The organism is Aliinostoc sp. HNIBRCY26, from assembly GCF_050235535.1.
Lineage (GTDB): Bacteria > Cyanobacteriota > Cyanobacteriia > Cyanobacteriales > Nostocaceae > Trichormus.
Genome location: NZ_CP189852.1, coordinates 4,946,201 through 4,965,794, shown reverse-complemented (window position 1 = coordinate 4,965,794; position 19,594 = coordinate 4,946,201). Strand labels below are relative to the sequence as shown.

Genomic DNA, 19,594 nt, shown 5'->3' with positions numbered 1-19,594 from the left:
GTCTTACGCAGTAAGAATTATATATCTCTATAGCTGACAGTTTATAACTATATTTATTGCGATTAATTTTAACTAAAATAGGCAAAAAATAGAGATGTAAAAATTTCGCATCCAGTAGAATCTATATCTTTTCAGGGACGCAAGAGATTGCATCCCAATGAGTGTCACTTACACAAACGAGAAAGACTATAAATAAGACCTAAGCCACTAATATATCGCTGGCTGTGAGAGTGGGTGCGCCTTGGAGAGTAACTACCTTGACTTGCTCTCCCAAACCAGGATAAGCTCCCCGATAGAACAAATCACCAGTGTGACCGTCATAAACAAACAATGTGTTGGAAGTAATACTACCAGTACCTAATACTAAGAAGCGATCGCTGGCTAACTGACCATTAGGTACAGTGTAAGTACCATAACCAGCAAAACCGCTATATACCAGAGATGTTTCTTGTGCAATAGGAATTGAATCAGGAGAAATACCACTGTTCTTAACTACCAACTTATCTACTCCATGTTTGAAATCTGTAATGATACTGGCGTTAATCTTTTGAAAGCTGACTCCTGTACGACCACCTATAGTTTTCCAGCTAGCTTGTAATACGAATTGGTCTGCACCTTGACCACCCGTCAGGATATCATTTTCAAATGTTTTGAGGATATCATTACCATCTCTACCATTCAGCACGTTAGCACCGATAAAGCCGTCTAAAACGTTGGCTTTGCTATCTCCTAATATGGTGTCATTTGCAGCAGAGCCGATAACGTTGTTAAAGTTTGTGACAGTGAGGGTGGTTGTCTCGTAGGTGAGTTTTTGAGCAGCTAAATCTACATGGATGGCTGGAGCCGAAGCGGCTGGCAGAAATACACCACGATTAGCCCCAGGATTCAGGTAGGCAAAATTAATGGTATTGGTTTTATCTACAGCCCCAATAATAGTTTCTACCGATTCTAAGGTGTCTTTAGGAGCAGTAGCTGGTGTGGAGATGGGTAATGCACCACTACCGCCATCTTTTACCACTCGTAAAGCTGGGTTGGCCTGAAAGGATGGGAATGTGCCGGTATAGTCGTATTCAAAGCGTAGGGTTACGCCTTGATTGAACCCCCAATAGTCAGCAGTATCAGAGCCTTTTCCACCAATTAAATAATCAGAACCCAGGCTACCAAATAAACGATCAGAACCATCACCACCATCTAATCTGTCATTACCATCCCCGCCATCTAGAGAATCATTACCTCTACCACCAACGAGATGATCATCACCATTTTCTCCTAGCAGGATATCATCACCATCCCCACCATTGAGGGTGTCATTACCATCCCCACCAAATAACCAATCATTACCGCCAAGACCATTGAGGATGTCATCACCGCCAAAACCCAGGAGGTAATCTGAACTATTGCTACCGGAGAGGGTATCATTAAGCTCAGTGCCTATTTTAAGTACCATACTATTTTTCCTAAATACAAGTATTGAAACGAATTCAAGATATATACAGCACGTATAAAAAAATACCTACAACAATTTGCTAACAGCAGCAAATCCAATTTGCATAGAGCCGAAATATCACAAAGTTTCCTATGCTTAGTGTTTAATTTGGCTAGTAGCTAAATCAGAAGGAAAAACCTTCACGCCAGTAACTGTCCGCCCACAGTTTGGTTTATAGGTAGGTTTTAGATATTTGGTTACTCAGCTAATAGAAATTTACTCTAAGTAAATTTAAGTATTAATACGGTTACTTAACGTTATTAGTAGGTTATTAGATGTATTTGTGCTGTATTTATAGAAATTAACAAGATAATATAATCAAAAATTTTTACTCGTAAGTGTTCTAAATCACTGGTGATAGTGAGAAAAATCATTGTTGTTTCAGCAAATTCACCAGGTGTATGAAATGGTAGTTGCCAGATAACTCTGGCACTACTACTTATAGAAATGACAATTTAGTTAGACTTTACCGGTGAAGACTCGTTCAGCCGGGCCTGTCATGTATACTCGTTGGTCTAGTTCTGACCATTCGATTTCTAGTAGACCACCAGGTAATTCTACGGTGGCGGCGCGATCGCATTTATCGTTTAACACAGCAGCCACCAAGGAAGCACAAGCCCCAGTTCCGCAAGCTAAGGTGATTCCTGCACCTCTTTCCCAAACACGCATTTTTAAATAGTCACGGCTCACGACTTCAATAAATTCGGTGTTGGTGCGTTGGGGGAAAACTGGGTGATGTTCAAACTTTGGCCCGATAGTTTCTAAGGGAATCGCCGCTACATCTGGCACGAAAGTAATACAGTGAGGATTACCCATACTCACACAGGTGACATCCCAACTTTTCCCCTCTACTTCTAGAGGTTGGTTAATTACTTTCCCGTCAGCCCCACTTAAGGTAGTAGGGATTTCACTGGCTAGTAGTCGGGGTAAACCCATATCCACCCTAATTTGACCATCGGGCATGAGTTGGGGTGTAATTACGCCAGCTAAAGTATGAATGCGGTAAGTATCTTGATTGCGAGATATTCCTTCTAAATCTGCGATAAATCCAGCTAAACAGCGAATCCCATTACCACACATTTCCGGTTCTGAGCCATCGGAATTAAAAATCCGCATGGTGTAATCAGTATCCTTTTCTCCTGGTAAAGCGAAAATTACACCATCAGCACCGATACCAAAATGGCGATCGCATAATTGAACAGCTTTCTCAGGACTCAACACAGGAGTCTTAGAGGCACGATTATCAATCAAAATAAAATCGTTGCCCAAACCGTGATACTTAGTAAATTCGATTGCCATTTTTCCAATGATGAACTATCAATGATTAGGTATTAGGGATCGGGTACTGGGGACTGGGTATCGGGATCACTCTTTCCCAGTCCCCAGTCCCTAGTCCCTAGTCCCCAGTCCCTCAATTATTCCATCATTACCAAAAATGGCTATAACTGATTTTGACACTTCATTGCCTAGCATTCGCCAAGTCCAAACCCTGATTAAAAATACGGGAACAGTAGAATTTAAGGTAGTTACTGGGGACTTGCTCAAAGGGAGAATTTTATGGCAAGACCCCAACTGTGTTTGTATTGTGGATGAAAATAGTCAACAAATTATTATTTGGAAATCAGCGATCGCTTATTTGAAAGCGGGGAATCGGGAATAGGGCTAATCAATTCAAAATTCAAAATTCAAAATTCAAAATTAAAGAATTGTTCTCCCCTGCACCCCTACACCCTTACACCCCTGCTCACACTTCCTTGACCGCTTGCGTGTCCCTAGCTTTTATCGGGATAGATAGGGGTAATTGACCGACAAATAGCGGTTGTAGTTGACTTAAGCCTTGGAAGCTACCACAGATTAGCACTTGGTCGTCAGCTTTCAAATCCATGCTTTGATCAGGAAGGCGGATAAATTTGCCGTCTCGCCGCATGGATTGGATTTTTACCCCTGCTTCTAGATGTAGAGTTAAGTCGGCGATGGTTTTACCTAAAACCGGGGCGTGAGTATCGACAGTAATCCACTGACAAGCACTGTTTTCGCCTGGAAAAGCAACTTTTCCTTGGGCTAGTTCTGCTAATGCTGCTAGTTCTTCCGATGCGCCGACAACTAACAAGCGATCGCCTGTTTCTAATTTGGTTTGTTGATTGGGATAATCAATTTCTTCCCCATTAGCGCGGCGAATCGCCATGAGGATGACCCCTGTGAGGTAGCGGATATCGGCTTCTTCTAAACTCATCCCAATCAGGGGTGAGTCTGCGGGTAGGGGATACCAACGGCGATTGAGGTCGCGGGTTACTTGGTCTAGGTGGCGGGAAACTTCGGAAGCTGTGCGTTCAGGACGCAAATCTAAGTAATGATCATTACGGATTTGCTGCATTTCCCATTGCAATACAGAGGACGGGAAGTTGAAGCTGGTTAATAGATAGGTAGCCATTTCTAAACTCGCTTCAAATTCTGGCTGTACTACTTCTTTTGCACCTAGTTGATACAGTACCTCAATGTTTTTATCTTGGGTAGCCCGCACCACTAAGTTTAATTCGGGATGTAATTCTAAGGCGCGTTTTAAGCATAGACGGATACTCATGGGATCAGGAAGGGCGATCGCCATCCCCTTAGCATGATTTACCCCAGCCGTCTCTAAAACGTGTAAACTGACGCAGTTACCGTAGACGTAAGGAACTCCGGCTTCCCGTAGCTGCTGAATGCGGCTTTCTGATTGGTCAATTACCACCACAGGTAAGTTATGCTGCTGTAACAGCTTGACCAAATTCCGCCCCACTCGCCCATAACCGCAAACTACCACATGATCCTCAAAAGGTAGTTCTTCAGAGACATCCTTGGCTTGAGTTTCATCGAGATAGGGTTGCAGCCAAGGTATTGATTCCATCAAGTTAAATACAAATGGCACTAACCGCAGTACAAAGGGAGTCAGCATCAAGGTAACGGCGGTAGTTCCCAATGTGAGTAAATATATCCGCCGTGAAACTAAGCCTAAAGCCTGTCCTTCACTGGCTAATACAAAGGAAAATTCCCCAATTTGCGCTAGCCCAAACCCAGCAATTAAAGCTGTTTTTAATGGGTAACGGAACAGTTTGACTAAGGGAGTGATAATTAAGAATTTACCGACGAATACTAAAGCGACTAACCCTAAAATTAATTCCAGATTGTTCCACAAAAACACGGGATCGATTAACATCCCGATGGCAGCGAAAAACAAACTCGCGAAAATATCTCGCAGTGGTTCAACATAGGTGAGAGTTTGGTCAGCATACTCTACCTCAGAAATCATTAACCCAGCGACAAACGCCCCCATTTCAATGGAGAGTCCTAAATATTCTGTCAGCAGGGCAATACCCAAGCACAAAGCCACGACTCCTAACAGGAATAGTTCTCGGCTTTCAGTACGGGCTAAAAGGCGCAGCAAGGGCGGGATCAGCCAAATTCCTGCTACTACCGCACCAGCCGCAAATAAACCAATTCGCACCAATGCTGTTAACAGCGCAATGCCAATGGCTTCCCCTGGGGCGTGGAGTGCAGGTAACACCGCCAGCATTAATCCCAAGGCTAAGTCCTGGACGACCAAAATCCCCAACATCACCTGACCGTGGGGGGTTTCGGTTTCGTTGCGCTCCATCAAGCATTTAAGCACAACTGCTGTAGAAGATAGGGAGAGAATCGAGCCTAAGAACACCCCCTTAGCGGGTAGCGTTCCCCATGCGCCCGTGACTCCACACACCACCACCGTTACCAGAATTGTCAAGGCGATTTGGAGTCCTCCACCGCCGAGGGCGATCGCTTTCACTTTTTTCAGTTCAGCAAAGGAAAACTCCACACCCAAGGCGAATAATAGGAAGGCGACTCCAAATTGTGCCAGCGTTTCCACCTGCACAACTTCCTTAATCACCCCCAACCCAGCCGGCCCCACAACCATACCGCCAATGAGATATCCCAGCAGTACGGGTTGTTTTAGCATAGCTGCTAATAAACCGCCACAGGCGGCAACGCCTAAAACTGCGACTAAATCGACAATTAATCTAAAATCTTCTTGCACCAGTTTTTCTAAGAACTATTAAGACCCATTAACTTTAGAATACAAATTTTTAACTATCTAAGGGGAGGGTGAGGGCAATTCAAAATTCAAAATTTAAAATTCAAAATGAAATTGGGGACTGGGGACTGGGGCATGGGGCATTGGTCTTTCTTCCCCTGCCTCCCCTGCTTCCCCTGCTTCCCCTGCTTCCCCTGCTTCCCCTACACCCCTACACCCTCACACCTGAGACGCTTAATAAAGTAAAGTTGCGATTTATAATAATTTCGTAATCTTCCTTCGCAAAACTATCAGTTTTAAATTGGTCTTTTACACCAAAAATGGGGTTTAATAAATTAAAAGATAATTAAATTTTTGATTGGTTCTGCCAACCAAGAAACTCTGATAAGGGGCGTTGTGCAATGCCAAATAATTTCATGAAATATGGTAAACAGCTTGGCGATAACGCAGATTTCTGATCATAATAAGATTAAATTCGTTGCAAATTAGCTGTATCCCGTAATCATAGTTTTCGTATATACCGGATTTTACTCTCAAGCTTATGTAGAAAAGTTTGAGGACGATGTTTCCGGCATGAATGTAAGTCTTTTTTTAGGATAAATATACATGACTTCTGCTGCTGAGAGGCCAGTTAGTTCTGGCTCAACATCCCATTTCGCTATTTCCGATACTCACCATAGTGATCCCCAAAGACAAGCTACGGGTGTGTATGTGACGGTTCACGGTCATTTTTACCAGCCACCACGGGAAAATCCCTATTTGGACGCGATTGAACGACAACCTAGTGCTGCACCTTTCCATGATTGGAATGAGCGTATTCACTGGGAATGTTACCGTCCTAATGCCTTTGCGAGAGTGTTAAATGACCAAGGCGAGGTGGTGGGGATCGTCAATAATTACGAATATATGAGCTTTAACATCGGCCCGACCTTGATGTCGTGGCTGGAACGCTATGATGTGGAGGTTTATCAACGGATTTTAGAGGCGGACGCAAAAAGCTGTCAAAGATTAAATGGTCATGGCAATGCGATCGCGCAAGTATACAATCACATCATCATGCCCTTGGCGAATGAACAGGATAAATATACTCAAATTCGCTGGGGGAAAGCAGACTTCCGTTCCCGCTTTGGTCGTGATCCCGAAGGAATGTGGTTAGCTGAAACCGCCGTAGACTACGCAACCTTAAAGGCTTTAGTGGCGGAAGGCATTAAATTTATCGTCCTTGCACCGTCCCAAGCCCAGCGTTGTCGCCCCTTCCCCACTCAAAATGATCCCCAAGCAGAATGGCATGAAGTTGGCGGTAGTCAGATTGATCCTACCCGTCCCTATCGTTGCTATTTGCGCGGGGATCGCACAGAAAATCTCAGTGACCAACTGCCCATTCCCAATGAGCAATGCCCATATATTGATATTTTCTTCTACGACGGCCCAATTTCACGGGATATGGGCTTTAGTGATGTTGTCTATAATTCCCATCACTTCGCGGGACGTGTTGGTGCGGCTGTGCGCGGGGATCATCGTCAATCACAGTTAATTTCTGTGGCTACAGATGGCGAAACCTTCGGACACCATAAAAAAGGTACGGAAAAAACCTTAGCCTATGCTTTTACAACCGAGTTTCCCCAACATGGTTGGACAGTGACAAACTTTGCTCACTACCTGAGTGTGAATTCTCCCACATGGGAAGTTGAATTAAAACCTGTGACGGCGTGGAGTTGCGCCCACGGTGTTGATAGATGGCAAGATGACTGTGGTTGCGGTGGCGAGGGCGGTATTTGGCATCAAAAATGGCGGCGACCGTTGCGAAATGCCTTAAATTGGCTACGGGATCAATTAGTGACTGTTTATGAAGAATATGGACAAGAATTTTTCCGCGACCCTTGGTTAGCCAGGAATGAGTATATTGATGTAGTTAGCGATCGCTCGGCTAGTAATGTTAGCCGGTTTTTGTCCCGCCATCAAACCCACAGACTCACCGCCGCCGAACAGGTAGACGCTTTGCGTTTATTAGAAATGCAGCGTCACGCTTTATTAATGTTCACAAGTTGTGGCTGGTTTTTTGAAGAACTGTCTCGCCCAGAGGGTACTCAAATTCTCCGTTACGCCGCCCGTGCTTTGGAATTGGCGGAAGATGTCGCCGGAGTACAGCTAGAAAAAGGCTTCATTAAACGTCTGAGTGCTGCACCCAGTAACGTCGAGACTTTTAAACATGGTGCAGAAGTTTATCGTCAATTAGTGCAGACTGCCCAAATTAGTTTTAAACAAGTAGCTGCCCATTACGCTATTACATCCATCTTTAATGGTCAGGGATCAGCTCCTGGTCATCATCAAAAGCGTATTTATTGCTACACAGTTAATGAGGTAGATTACCAACTGCAACGTATGGGGGCGTTGACTCTGGCGGTGGGTCATTTAAAACTAGTGTCAGATATTACCTGGGAAAGTGAAAACCTGGTATTTGCTGTGCTGCATTTAGGTGGTTGGGATTTCCACTGCTGTATTCAAATGTTTACCGGAAGGCGGAACTATAGCCAGTTGCGAGAGAAGTTATTTAGCGCATTGCAACAAGCTAGTGCAGCGCAAACAATCTTAGTGATGACACAGATGTTTAATGGTGACGCTTACAACTTGCAAAATCTGTTTGCAGAGGAACGCCACCGGATTATGCGCTTATTATCTCAAGAAACCTTATCACGACTAGACCAACTTTACACCCAAGCCTATCGAGATAATTATGGCGTGATCATGGCGTTTCATCGCGATGAACTAGCCGTTCCCCAAGAGTTGCAAGTAGCAGCTGAAATGGCTTTAGGATATCGCTGTATGACCACATTGCGATCGCTAGAGCAAGATGTGACTGAGCCGGTGTTAGTGTGGAATCACATATTAGAATTAGAAGCGATCGCCACTGAAACTAAACATCTGCGTTGTCGATTAAATATTCCTGAAGGTAAGCAGATTCTAGAACAGTTGATTTTGCGCTTACTGTGGAGATTACTACACGATAGCAACGGTAGTTTTGCGACAGACATCCAATGTCTAGAAAGACTGATTGATGTAGCTTATCAATTAAATATTGGTATTTCGTTACATCAGTCCCAAGAACTATACTTTAACTGTCTGCAAAGTCAAATTATCCCTTTTTGTTTGACTAATCAAGAAGACAACACCCAATGTCAGAATTTACTCAAGTTGGGTCAAAAGCTAAGGGTTGATGTGAGTAATATTCTCAGTCAATTGGGATTTTAAATTAAATTCCATGTAGCTAAAATGCCGGATTTGTAGCAATTACAAATCCGGCGTTTAGTCTTCATATTCTATGATTGATTTGTCTAACTTTTAGCTGCATAGCATCTACAATGGTTTGGGTGATAGTCAGCATGACAATTACACCACCAATTGCTAAAATTTCTTTGCCGACAATGAATATTAGGAGTAGAAATCCTGGGATGTTATTGAAGGCAACTACTCTGCCTGTATAGTCATATTGGTATATTACTTGTCTAAGCAAATAATATGTAATGAAAATACCGTACATCACAGGAACCAGGCTATAGAGGTGGAGTCCATATCTTTGCAAATGAAGACTTTCCGCTTGAAAATGATTTGCGATCGTCATCAAGGTTTTCCAGATGAAAATGATAAAAATAAAACTCCATAAAGCATTCCAGCTACTAATCGGGTAATCTTCATAGCACTGGTGTAAGTCTTCGTGTAGACGATAAATCCACACTAGTGACAGAATACTTATTGCTAAACTGATGCAGAACGAAATTATGAAAAATAAATTCCATAAATTCTGTAGAGGAAACGTTGGTGTTGTGTAATCAATTAGCTTTAATATTGTGGAAACCAGTGTTAAGGCTGTAGCAATACGCAGCAGCCATAAAAGTATTGCAGCAACTCCTGCTGATTTAAGAGTTACATTCAAGATTTTTTATCTTAATATATTTATAACTCCTCATTATACGGGTAATTGCTTAGATAAAATGCTGTTTATTTTCTTTACAAATAGCTACATAGGTTTGATTTTGGATTAAAAGCCCAATTTATAGCCCATTCCAGAATTGCTAAACAATACTACTTATCACAATTAGGGATAATATCTATACTAGACGTTGAGCGATCGCTGTGCTTTTTACGGAAGTCGTGAGTATCATAGAAATCTTCATTACCAGTTAGTGAGGTAATTATGAAAGTTCACGATCCAAATACCGTAAAATCACGATTAAAGCTTGTAAGAAGTGTTTTGGCTTCAACCGCCACAGGCATCACGCAATTATTAATTTTTAGTATAAATAGTAACTATCAAGCTATTGCCCAACCCATCATTCCAGCCGCAGACGGAACTAACACCGTAGTTAACCAAAATCAAAACCAAATTAATATTAGTGGCGGTACACTTTCAAGTGATGGTCAAAACCTATTTCATAGTTTCCAAAGATTTGGTTTAGATGAAAATCAAATCGCTAATTTTCTCTCTAATTCCAACATTCAAAACATTTTAGGGCGGGTAGTAGGTGGAGATGCTTCTGCAATTAATGGTTTAATTCAAGTTACCGGTGGTAACTCTAATTTATATTTACTTAACCCGGCGGGCATTATTTTTGGTTCTAACTCTAGTTTAAATGTGCCGTCATCCTTTACTGCCACTACAGCTAATAGTGTCAGTATTGGCAATGATTGGTTTCATGTATTTTCTGCTAACAACTATCCTAATTTAATCGGTCAACCTACTTATTTCAGATTTGATACTAATCAAGCAGGAAGTATTATTAATTTGGGTAATTTAACTGTAGAACAGAACTTGAATTTATTGGCAGGAAGTGTTAACAGCAATGGTAGCTTAACAGCGAAAAACGGCAATATCATAATTGCTACATTACCAGGAAAACAATTTATTCGCATTTCTCAAGCAGGAAATTTATTAAGTTTAGAAATCCCCGCAGATGCGGCTCAGTCAGTTATTGATATTAACGCTTTACCAAAACTATTGACAGGGACAGATACAAATGAAAATCTGCTCAATAATCAGCAGCAATTCATCATCAATGCTGTGAGATTGAGAGATGGAAAAGTCAACAGTGAAAATAACCATCAACCTCCTGAAAAGCCGAGGACAGCAACAGATAAATTTACAGTATTATCTGTTACATCAAGTAGCATTAATAATCTTCCTTTGATGGCAAAACACCAAGCCATCAATAGAATAGAGCAAATCAATACTCAAGGTTTTACTTCTTTATTAGGCATTGCCAAAAGAAGATTCAAAACCACAGAAGATATTAAAATTAGTTTCCAAAAAATTCATCAAGATATTGGCGTAAAATCAGCATTGATTTATATCAACTTTGTCAACTCCAGTGCTATCAACCCATCGGGTAGTTTACGTGTCATTCAAGATAACGATGTGCTGTCTATAGGTGTGGTGACAGATGAAGGGTTACTTGGTTATCAAGTTGTAGACGGTGCAACTAGAAAACAAGTTATGGCAATTGTTAATCAATTTAGATCGGCAGTCACTAATCCCAATAATCAAAATTATCTCGTTAGTTCGCAAGCCCTTTATAAATTACTAATTGCGCCTAATGAATCAGAACTACAAAAACAAGGCATTAATAATTTAATGTTTGTGATGGATGATGGCTTAAGGTCGATTCCTTTAGCAGCTTTACATGATGGTCAACAGTTTCTCATTGAAAAATATAGCATAGCATTAATTCCCAGCTTCAGTTTGACAAATACTGAATATGTAGGGATCAAAAATCCCGAAGTCTTAGCAATGGGTGCAGAAACTTTTACACCAGAACAAGAACAAACAGAATTACGTGCTGTACCAATAGAATTATCGACTATCACCAAGAAAATTAAAGGTCGATATTTTATTAATAGAGATTTTACTCTGAACAATATTAAAAAACAACGCCAAATTAAACCCTATCCCATTATTCATCTAGCTACTCATGCTTATTTCCCTAGTAAAAATGAGGAAAATAATCAACAAGCTTATATTCAGTTGTATGATTCTAAATTACCGTTATCTCAAATAGAACAGTTAGGATTTAATAATCCACCTGTGGAATTGTTGGTATTAAGTGCTTGTCGTTCAGCAGTCGGAGATGAAAAAGCAGAGTTAGGTTTTGCAGGTTTAGCGGTTAAAAGTGGTGTAAAATCAGCCGTAGCGAGTCTTTGGTATGTTTCTGATGCTGGGACATTCGCCTTAATGACAGAGTTTTATAATCAATTACGCCATAATCATCTAAAAGCTGAAGCACTAAGACAAGCTCAAATTGCTATGCTAAAAAAACAAATTCACTTAGAAGGAAATGAATTTATCTTTCCTGAAGGAAATGTTTCCGTTCCGTCTGAATTAGTCCCCTATTTAAATAACGATACTTCTCATCCCTATTATTGGGCAGCATTTAGTGTTATTGGTAGCCCTTGGTAAGTTATCTAGATGTCTGTACAACGTAGCATTGATATAGGGGAGTATATCAAGAAGTAGTAACGACTATGAAACCAAACTCTTGGAAAAATCGCCTGACCGAAGTCTGGAATAAGACAACAGGTTTAATGCAACGCCTACCCGTAGACCAAGCTGCAAAGACGATAACGCAGTGGTTTAAGGTCAGTGAAAGCGAAATTACAGAAATTTTAGAGCAAGTCCGCCAAGAACTACCAACTACAGAAGCGTTGTTAATTGGTAAGCCGCAAGCTGGTAAAAGTTCCATTGTGCGGGGACTAACCGGAGTTTCGGCGGAAATTGTGGGACAGGGATATCGTCCCCACACACAGCACACTCAACGTTATGCTTATCCTTCCAGCGAACTACCACTGTTAGTTTTTACCGATACAGTAGGACTGGGTGATATTAACCAAGAAACTCAGGCAATTATCCAAGAGTTAGTGGGAGACTTGCAACAGGAGACTAAACGCGCCAGAGTCTTAATTTTGACAGTGAAAATTAATGACTTTGCAACTGACACCCTCCGCCAAATTGCTCAAAATTTACGGCAAAAATACCCAGAAATTCCCTGTTTACTAGCAGTTACTTGTTTACATGAAGTCTATCCGCCTAGTATTGCTGATCATCCAGTTTATCCCCCAGATTATGAGGAAGTAAATCGGGCTTTTGCAGCCATGCAAGAAGCCTTTGAGGGATTGTGCGATCGCTCGGTACTAATTGACTTTACTTTAGAAGAAGATGGCTATAATCCTGTATTCTACGGTTTGGAAGCCCTCCGCGATACTTTAGCGGAATTACTCCCTGAAGCCGAAGCACAGGCTATTTATCAGCTACTAGATAAGCAAGCAACTGAGAAACTGGGGAATATTTACCGAGATGTGGGTAGACGTTACACCTTATCATTTGCCCTCATGGCGGCGACTGTAGCGGCTGTACCCTTACCCTTTGCTACCATGCCTGTATTGACAGCATTGCAAGTATCAATGGTGACACTATTAGGCAAACTCTACGGTCAAAACTTGTCACCATCCCAAGCAGGTGGTATTGTAAGTGCGATCGCAGGTGGTTTTTTAGCCCAGGCCATAGGTAGGGAATTAGTTAAATTTGTACCAGGTTTGGGCAGTGCGATCGCAGCATCTTGGGCAGCTGCTTACACTTGGTCATTAGGAGAGACAGCCTGTGTCTACTTTGGTGATTTAATGGGTGGAAATAAACCCGATCCCCAAAAAATTCAAACAGTCATGCAAGAAGCATTTGAAAAAGCCAAGGAACGGTTTAAGGGAATTAAGAATTAGAGTGCTGAGTGCTGAGTGCTGAGTAATGAGTAATGAGTAATGAGTAATGAGTAATGAGTGCTGACTAATGACTAATGACTAATGACTAATGACTATTGACTATTGACTATTGACTATTGACTATTGACTATTGACTAATGACTAATGACCATTGACTATTGACTAATGACTAAAAAACTAATCTTGACTATCTGTTTAATCTTTTCCTGTCTGTGGGGATGGACTAGTCACGCTGTAGCAGGTGAACTATCTGAACGCTTGGCGAACTTTCCCCAGTGGGAAAAATTAACTTCCGTAAAAACAGCAAACGGAGATTTAATTTATCCACAATGGATGGCGGGAACGTGGGAAGTAAAAAGCACATTGGTAGATTTAGCTGCACCTCTAGCACCAGATATTGTTACGCCTGGATTTGAAGGCAATCGTGAACAACTTAACCGACCTATAAATTTTTTAGTCCGGTTTATCCCAGCCAATAAAATAGATTCTGGCTTAAAATCTCTGCTTCAAACTAATAATAACTCACAAAATATAGTAGCAGATAGAGCATTTAATAGCTTAAATTTAGCTAGGGCTTATTTAGGAGATGCGGCAGTATTAGCTGTCAAAGTTGATCCTGATTCCCCTAATCGTCAAATTACATTTTTAAATTCAGAACGTCAACTAGTTTCGATTGTGACTGCACGCGCCACGGAAACTACAGCAGATGGTAAATTTATTACTACAGAAGTATTTCAACAATTATTTAAAGGTGGTTCTCGACCTTATTTAAATTCAGTTGAATCTACTACAGCATATCATCAACTTTCTACCCAAAACCCAGCTATTGAAGCAGATCAGGTAACTGCTGTATATCTTTCCTCTCAAGATCCAGATTATTTTAAAGCAGGCTCTCAACCTGTAGCTTTGTATCGCTATCGTCTAGAATTTTACCCACAGAAATAACAGATGAATTTGTTGATTAATGATGGCGATCTCTTGTCTATTCCCAATTTACCATAGACTTGTATTACCATATCAGTCACACCTTATCATCAATAATTTGTCAAAAAATTAGCCAGCGTCAATACCTAATTACCCAAATCTCTACAATCTCTCACCCATTCGGGTGATTTATGAAATTAGCTCTTGACTACGCTTGTATTACTTATGTAATATGATATCTCCAAGCGAACACTCGCACTCTTGGGCAGTGTGCATCATGGCTAAATTTAGAGATATTATCAATTACTTTAGTGCTGACTGGAAGCTGAGTATTTTCAGTATTGCAGCGTCTAGTATTTACGAACTTGTGGATTTAGTTGTCCCCTATGGAATTGGGCAGATTTTAAATGTCTTGTCTAATCAACCACTGGATCAACCATTGGCAGAGGCGATCGCATTCTTTGCTGACATTACTAATTACCCAGTCAATAACACTCTATCCTTGAGTGTTTTGCTAGGGATAATTTTCATTGTAACTGTAGTCAAAGCACCGACACAACCGTGGTTAACTAGTTGGTTTCATTGGGACATCCCTTTAAGAGCGCGTCGCGATAAAAGCAAATTAGCTATCGAGAAAATTCTCACCCTTCCTCTAGAATTTTATGATGAAAATAACCCAGGACGGATAGCTGGTAGAGTTGCTAGAGGAATTTCTAACCACACTTGGACATACCCTGAAATCGCCGGACAGTTGATTCCTAAGCTATTTCGGTTAATAGGAATTTTTGTAGTTATCTTGCTGATTGAGTGGCGAATTGCACTGTTATATCTAATTTCTTTTGTCGTCATCCTGGGCTTTAGTCTCAAACAATTGCAAAGGATCATTTGGCATGAAAGTAAATTAGATAAATACATGGAAGACACTGAAAGCCGGACTTCTGAGTTGATTACTAATATCAAAACAGTGAAAGCTTTCGCTACTGAAAACAAAGAATTAAAAAGACAAAAACAACGCCTAGAACGGGAACTGAAAGTAGTCGATTATCGTATTCACAAAGGATATGTCAATCTCATTACTTGGCAAAAAGCTGTAATTCAGTTTTGTGTATTTAGTATTTTAGGTTTGACTCTAGCAGCAACAGTTGCCGGCAGAGTTTCCATCGGTCATTTTATTATGACTTTAACTCTGTCTAGTATGGCTTATGCTGAGTTAGAACCTATTAGCAACCTAGCAGAAGTTTTTGCACGGCGTTATTCTTCGATGTTGCGGTTTCATGAATTCCTACAAGAACCAATTGGTAATGAATCAGTGGGAATTTTAGGTGCAGAAAATGAAACGATATCACCTTATAAATTCACTGGTAAAGTGGAATTTGCTCACGTCGGTTTTAGTTATGATGCTAGCCGTCAAGTGTTGCAAGATATCAACTTACTCATTGAACCATACCAAACAGTCGCTCTAGTGGGACGTTCTGGTTCTGGTAAATCTACCTTGGTAAAACTACTATTGCGCTATTTTGAACCCCAACAGGGTCAAATTCTGATTGATGGTCAAGATATCCACACCTTGAATGTAGGACAGTATAGACGTAGATTGGCGATCGTTCACCAAGAAGTAGACGTGTTTAACGGAACTGTCTTGGAAAATCTCACCTACGGTAGACCGAACGCAACTTTTGCAGAAGTTCAAGAAGCCTGTAGAATCGCCAGAGTTGACGAAGTATTACAGCAACTACCCCAAGGTTATTACACCGTCGTCGGGGAACGTGGAGTCAGGCTATCTGGTGGACAAAGACAGCGTTTAGGTATTGCGAGAGCCTTATTAGTACAACCCGATGTCCTGATTTTTGACGAGGCCACCTCTAGTCTAGATTATGAGTCTGAACGTTCCATTCAACTGGCAATGCGAACTATTCAGGGTACTTGTACGACAATTGTCATTGCTCACCGTTTGAGTACAGTCCGAGACGCAGACAAGATTGTGGTTCTAGACCAAGGAAAGATTGTCGAGGTTGGTAGTCATGAGGAACTCTTGCATCATGAAGGGATTTACCGCCGCTTACATTCTCTGCAAGAAACCGGAGAACTTCTAGAGTAGAAAGGTTTGTAGTAAGCACTTTAGTGCTGAAAGTCACAGAAGAGGAAAAGGGCAGGGGGAAACCCCATAAATAAATTTAGGGGCTTGAAACCCTTTTTGCAGGGTAATTTCAGTATTTTTCTCCCCTGCCCCCTGCTCCCTGCCCCCCTGCCTCTTCAGTCAATCAGGACTAAAGTCCTGACTACGAACTAAAAAATTTTTTCCCAACCCCTTGCCATTCCCAAAAACTGCTGCTATTATTGTAAATCGTGGGACATACGGGTCGGTGTCCGAGTGGTTAATGGAGACGGACTGTAAATCCGTTGGTTTACGCCTACGCTGGTTCAAATCCAGCCCGGCCCACCTTCAATTTTAGATTTTGAATTTCACGTAAATTCAAAATCTGAAATTCACCCAAAGTTCGCCCGTGTGGCTCAGTGGTAGAGCACACCCTTGGTAAGGGTGAGGTCACGAGTTCAATCCTCGTCACGGGCTTTTGAAAATCCTTAGCTATCAGTCTTCCTTGTGCTGTTATTTCCTCTTCACCTAGTCAGCAAGCCATATTTATGAACCAATCCAATAATAGCAGCATACTGGAAAAGTTTGTGAACACGGTCATGGGTGTGAAAGCTAGCAATCCACAGCAGTCTCTCAACACATCAAGCACGACACAAGAACTAGATATTAAAGCTGTTTTAGTTTATAAGCTAGGAACTTTCCTCCAAATCGGAGTGATGATTCTGGCATTACTGGGGATGGAAAAACTCATCATCTTGATTGACAATAGTTCTTCTTTTCCTAGTTGGGTTAGCACTTTATTGGCTGGATTATTTTTTGCTTTATTAAGTCTTCGTTCACGCATCTTTTCTATTTTAGATAACACCCGTTCTCGTCAGACATATGATCAAGTGATCAGACCAAGATGGTCTCCACCGCCTTTAGTATTTCCCATAGTGTGGATGATTATTGCTGTTTTGCGGGTAATTTCTTCTATATTGGTTTGGCAGCAACTAAATCACCATCTTCTAGTATTACCTTTTATCTTGTTTGTTGTACATCTAGCTTTAGGTGATACTTGGAATACGATATTTACTGTAGAAAAAAGATTAGGTGCTGCTGTTCCTGTAGTGATTTTAGGGCCTTGGTTATCTGCTTTAGTTGTCACAGCAATTTATTGGCAAACTAATCCCCTAGCGGGAATCACCTTATCATTTTCTTGTGTTTGGCTAACTGTAGCAGCTGTCTTGGTATTGAGAATTTGGCAGCTAAACGGATCTGAGCCGTTGTATCCTTTAAAGCTAAACAAATAGGAACTGCTTTCACATTAGCTATAGGGGAACACCAAAAAATTCATCATCTCAAATAAACAGCTTATTAGGGTGCGTCAGTATGAATAACCTCTTGGTATAGTTAGGTTTTCTTGCACTGACGCACCCTACAGTTTGGATATTTTTTTATCTGGAAGTCCCTAGTTGTTCCAGAATATACAAATCGGGAGCATCCCACTTGTTTTAATGTCATTGCGTAGGTGTTAGCCTTACCGAAGGTTAGGTAACGAAGTAGAGTGAAGCGATCGCTTGTCTGCGACACCCCACGCTACGCGATCGCAATGACATTTATTCTCTAGCTGCTAAATAAAAACTGGGATTTTCCCTTTCTACACAAATGGTTTCAGGAATCAAATCGGATTTCCATAAATTAAATTTATCAATTTAAAAAAAAAGAATATTTGCTCTGATTAATATTTCAACCATAATATTGAGTTCATCAACAAACAAGCTCAACCTTTACAGAAGAAATCAAGTTTTTGATTCATGGTGAATAGCTCCATTTTCTTCTCAAGAGATTTTGCTAAATTATTGTGAACAAAGATTATGAGTTGGCTACTTGGAACATTAATTATTGGAATCTCGGCGGCTTTTGCCACTACTTTTGATGATAATTTGTACTTGACAGCTTTCTTTGGCAAAGTCAATCATCATTTTCGTCCTCAGCACATTATTCTTGGGGAATTTGTCGGTTTTACCGCCTTAGTATTTGCTAGTCTACCAGGATTTTTCGGTGGATTAGTGCTTCCAGAAGCCTGGATTGGATTGTTAGGTATTCTGCCAATTATAATTGGTATTAGTCATTTGTTAAATCGAGATCATGGGGAAGATAGCCTACAGTCTGTATCAGTTGACTTTGGTAATTCTGGTAAACCTCAACGCCACAAAAAATCATTATTAGCAACTCTCAAAGACCCGAAAACCTACCGTGTTTCTGCTGTAACTATTGCCAATGGAGGCAATAACATCGGTATTTATGTCCCTTTATTTGCTAGTAGTAGTCTCCCCAGCTTAACTGTAATTTTGTGCGTTTGTTATCTTACTGTCGGTCTTTGGTGCTTGCTTTCTTACAATTTGACTCGTAATCCCTTGATGACTCCTGTTCTCACTCGCTACGGTCGGAGATTCTTTCCTTTTGTATTAATCTACTTAGGATTATCTATTATCATCAAAAGTGGTACTTATCAACTTTTTCCTAACTTAACAATGCTTTTCAATTAAAGGTCAAAACATGGAAATTTAAATTTACAACTAGCTAGTTATTTCTGGGTAATAATTTCGAATTCGGAGCCAAGAAACGTAATATTTATGCAAATTATTCATTACATAGTATCATATCACTATCGATGTAGTGTAGATTAAGCAAGCAATGAGATTTTTTCTGAGCTTGTCAAGAATTGTGGATTTATGAAAACAGAGACCGATTATCAGTTAGAAAAACCCAAGCCGAAATATAGATCAGACAGAATACGTGATCACTTAGCGAATGAACGCACTTACCTAGCATGGATGCGGAGTGGAATTGCACTCATGGGTTTTGGTGTTCTAATTGTGCGCCTGCGAATTCTGCGTCCACCCCTCGCACCCCTACCCCCCGGTAATGGTTGGAAGTTAGGGTTAGCCTTTGCAGTAGTGGGTGTATTAACAGTGCTACTTTCGACTCAGCATTATTTTGCAGTCCGTGAAGATATTGACCAAGAAACCTATCAACCCCCAGACAGATGGATATTCCTGGCTAGTCTCGCTGTCACATTGCTGGGTGCAGGAGTAATTTATTACGTCTTTACCATACCCCTAGAGAACTTAGAGACTTACGTTTTAGAGTAATCCGTTAAAACTTGAACTAGTTAGCAAAAGTGATTCTAAAAAAGTGATTTATTGCCAGACATCACTTTCCCAATGCTGTTGTATTTCTTGTACTCTAATACAATAGAGAAGAACACAAAGTATATTTAACATTTAGCTAACTCAGC

13 protein-coding genes and 2 tRNA genes are annotated in these 19,594 nt (G+C 40.9%); 11 read left to right on the top strand and 4 right to left on the bottom strand.

Annotated elements, in window-relative coordinates:
- Window positions 1-199: 199 nt before the first annotated feature.
- Entirely contained in the window at window positions 200-1,447 is a 1,248-nt protein-coding gene (locus ACQFX9_RS21070) for a calcium-binding protein (RefSeq protein WP_427158233.1), read from the bottom strand.
- A gap of 498 nt (window positions 1,448-1,945) precedes the next feature.
- On the bottom strand, window positions 1,946-2,785 hold the full coding sequence (gene dapF / locus ACQFX9_RS21065; protein WP_427158232.1) for a diaminopimelate epimerase: 840 nt from the start codon (window positions 2,783-2,785) through the stop codon (window positions 1,946-1,948).
- 136 nt (window positions 2,786-2,921) lie between these two features.
- Here dapF and ACQFX9_RS21060 point away from each other — a divergent pair, with 136 nt between their 5' ends.
- Window positions 2,922-3,146 (top strand): Hfq-related RNA-binding protein, encoded by a 225-nt coding sequence (locus ACQFX9_RS21060; protein WP_427158230.1) that lies wholly within the window; start codon window positions 2,922-2,924, stop codon window positions 3,144-3,146.
- Window positions 3,147-3,230: 84 nt separating this feature from the next.
- Here the strand turns inward: ACQFX9_RS21060 and ACQFX9_RS21055 are convergent, their stop codons facing one another.
- Window positions 3,231-5,534 (bottom strand): cation:proton antiporter, encoded by a 2,304-nt coding sequence (locus ACQFX9_RS21055; RefSeq protein ID WP_427158228.1) that lies wholly within the window; start codon window positions 5,532-5,534, stop codon window positions 3,231-3,233.
- A gap of 603 nt (window positions 5,535-6,137) precedes the next feature.
- On the opposite strand from ACQFX9_RS21055, the gene ACQFX9_RS21050 reads away from it, so the two are divergent.
- Entirely contained in the window at window positions 6,138-8,780 is a 2,643-nt protein-coding gene (locus ACQFX9_RS21050; RefSeq protein WP_427158227.1) for a DUF3536 domain-containing protein, read from the top strand.
- Window positions 8,781-8,841: 61 nt separating this feature from the next.
- Here the strand turns inward: ACQFX9_RS21050 and ACQFX9_RS21045 are convergent, their stop codons facing one another.
- Window positions 8,842-9,462 carry a hypothetical protein gene (locus tag ACQFX9_RS21045; protein WP_427158226.1) on the bottom strand — a complete coding sequence of 207 codons (621 nt, stop codon included), beginning with the start codon at window positions 9,460-9,462 and terminating at the stop codon, window positions 8,842-8,844.
- 261 nt (window positions 9,463-9,723) lie between these two features.
- Here ACQFX9_RS21045 and ACQFX9_RS21040 point away from each other — a divergent pair, with 261 nt between their 5' ends.
- The 9 genes from ACQFX9_RS21040 (at window position 9,724) to ACQFX9_RS21000 (ending at window position 19,448) form a co-directional block, all read left to right on the top strand.
- The gene (locus ACQFX9_RS21040) at window positions 9,724-11,979 is read left to right on the top strand and encodes a CHAT domain-containing protein (RefSeq protein WP_427158224.1); all 2,256 of its coding nucleotides are present in this window, start codon (window positions 9,724-9,726) and stop codon (window positions 11,977-11,979) included.
- Window positions 11,980-12,044: 65 nt separating this feature from the next.
- Window positions 12,045-13,292: a GTPase family protein gene (locus ACQFX9_RS21035; RefSeq protein WP_427158222.1), complete on the top strand. Its 1,248-nt coding sequence runs from the start codon at window positions 12,045-12,047 to the stop codon at window positions 13,290-13,292.
- 165 nt (window positions 13,293-13,457) lie between these two features.
- Window positions 13,458-14,237: a DUF6816 family protein gene (locus ACQFX9_RS21030; protein WP_427158220.1), complete on the top strand. Its 780-nt coding sequence runs from the start codon at window positions 13,458-13,460 to the stop codon at window positions 14,235-14,237.
- A gap of 256 nt (window positions 14,238-14,493) precedes the next feature.
- Entirely contained in the window at window positions 14,494-16,314 is a 1,821-nt protein-coding gene (locus tag ACQFX9_RS21025) for an ABC transporter ATP-binding protein (RefSeq protein ID WP_427158219.1), read from the top strand.
- 259 nt (window positions 16,315-16,573) lie between these two features.
- A tRNA-Tyr gene (locus ACQFX9_RS21020) sits at window positions 16,574-16,656 on the top strand.
- 60 nt (window positions 16,657-16,716) lie between these two features.
- Window positions 16,717-16,788, top strand: a tRNA-Thr gene (locus ACQFX9_RS21015).
- A gap of 71 nt (window positions 16,789-16,859) precedes the next feature.
- Complete coding sequence (locus ACQFX9_RS21010; protein WP_427158217.1) at window positions 16,860-17,603, top strand: TspO/MBR family protein; 744 nt, start codon at window positions 16,860-16,862, stop codon at window positions 17,601-17,603.
- 564 nt (window positions 17,604-18,167) lie between these two features.
- Entirely contained in the window at window positions 18,168-18,842 is a 675-nt protein-coding gene (locus tag ACQFX9_RS21005; protein WP_427158216.1) for a cadmium resistance transporter, read from the top strand.
- Window positions 18,843-19,028: 186 nt separating this feature from the next.
- The gene (locus ACQFX9_RS21000) at window positions 19,029-19,448 is read left to right on the top strand and encodes a YidH family protein (protein ID WP_427158214.1); all 420 of its coding nucleotides are present in this window, start codon (window positions 19,029-19,031) and stop codon (window positions 19,446-19,448) included.
- Window positions 19,449-19,594: the final 146 nt, after the last annotated feature.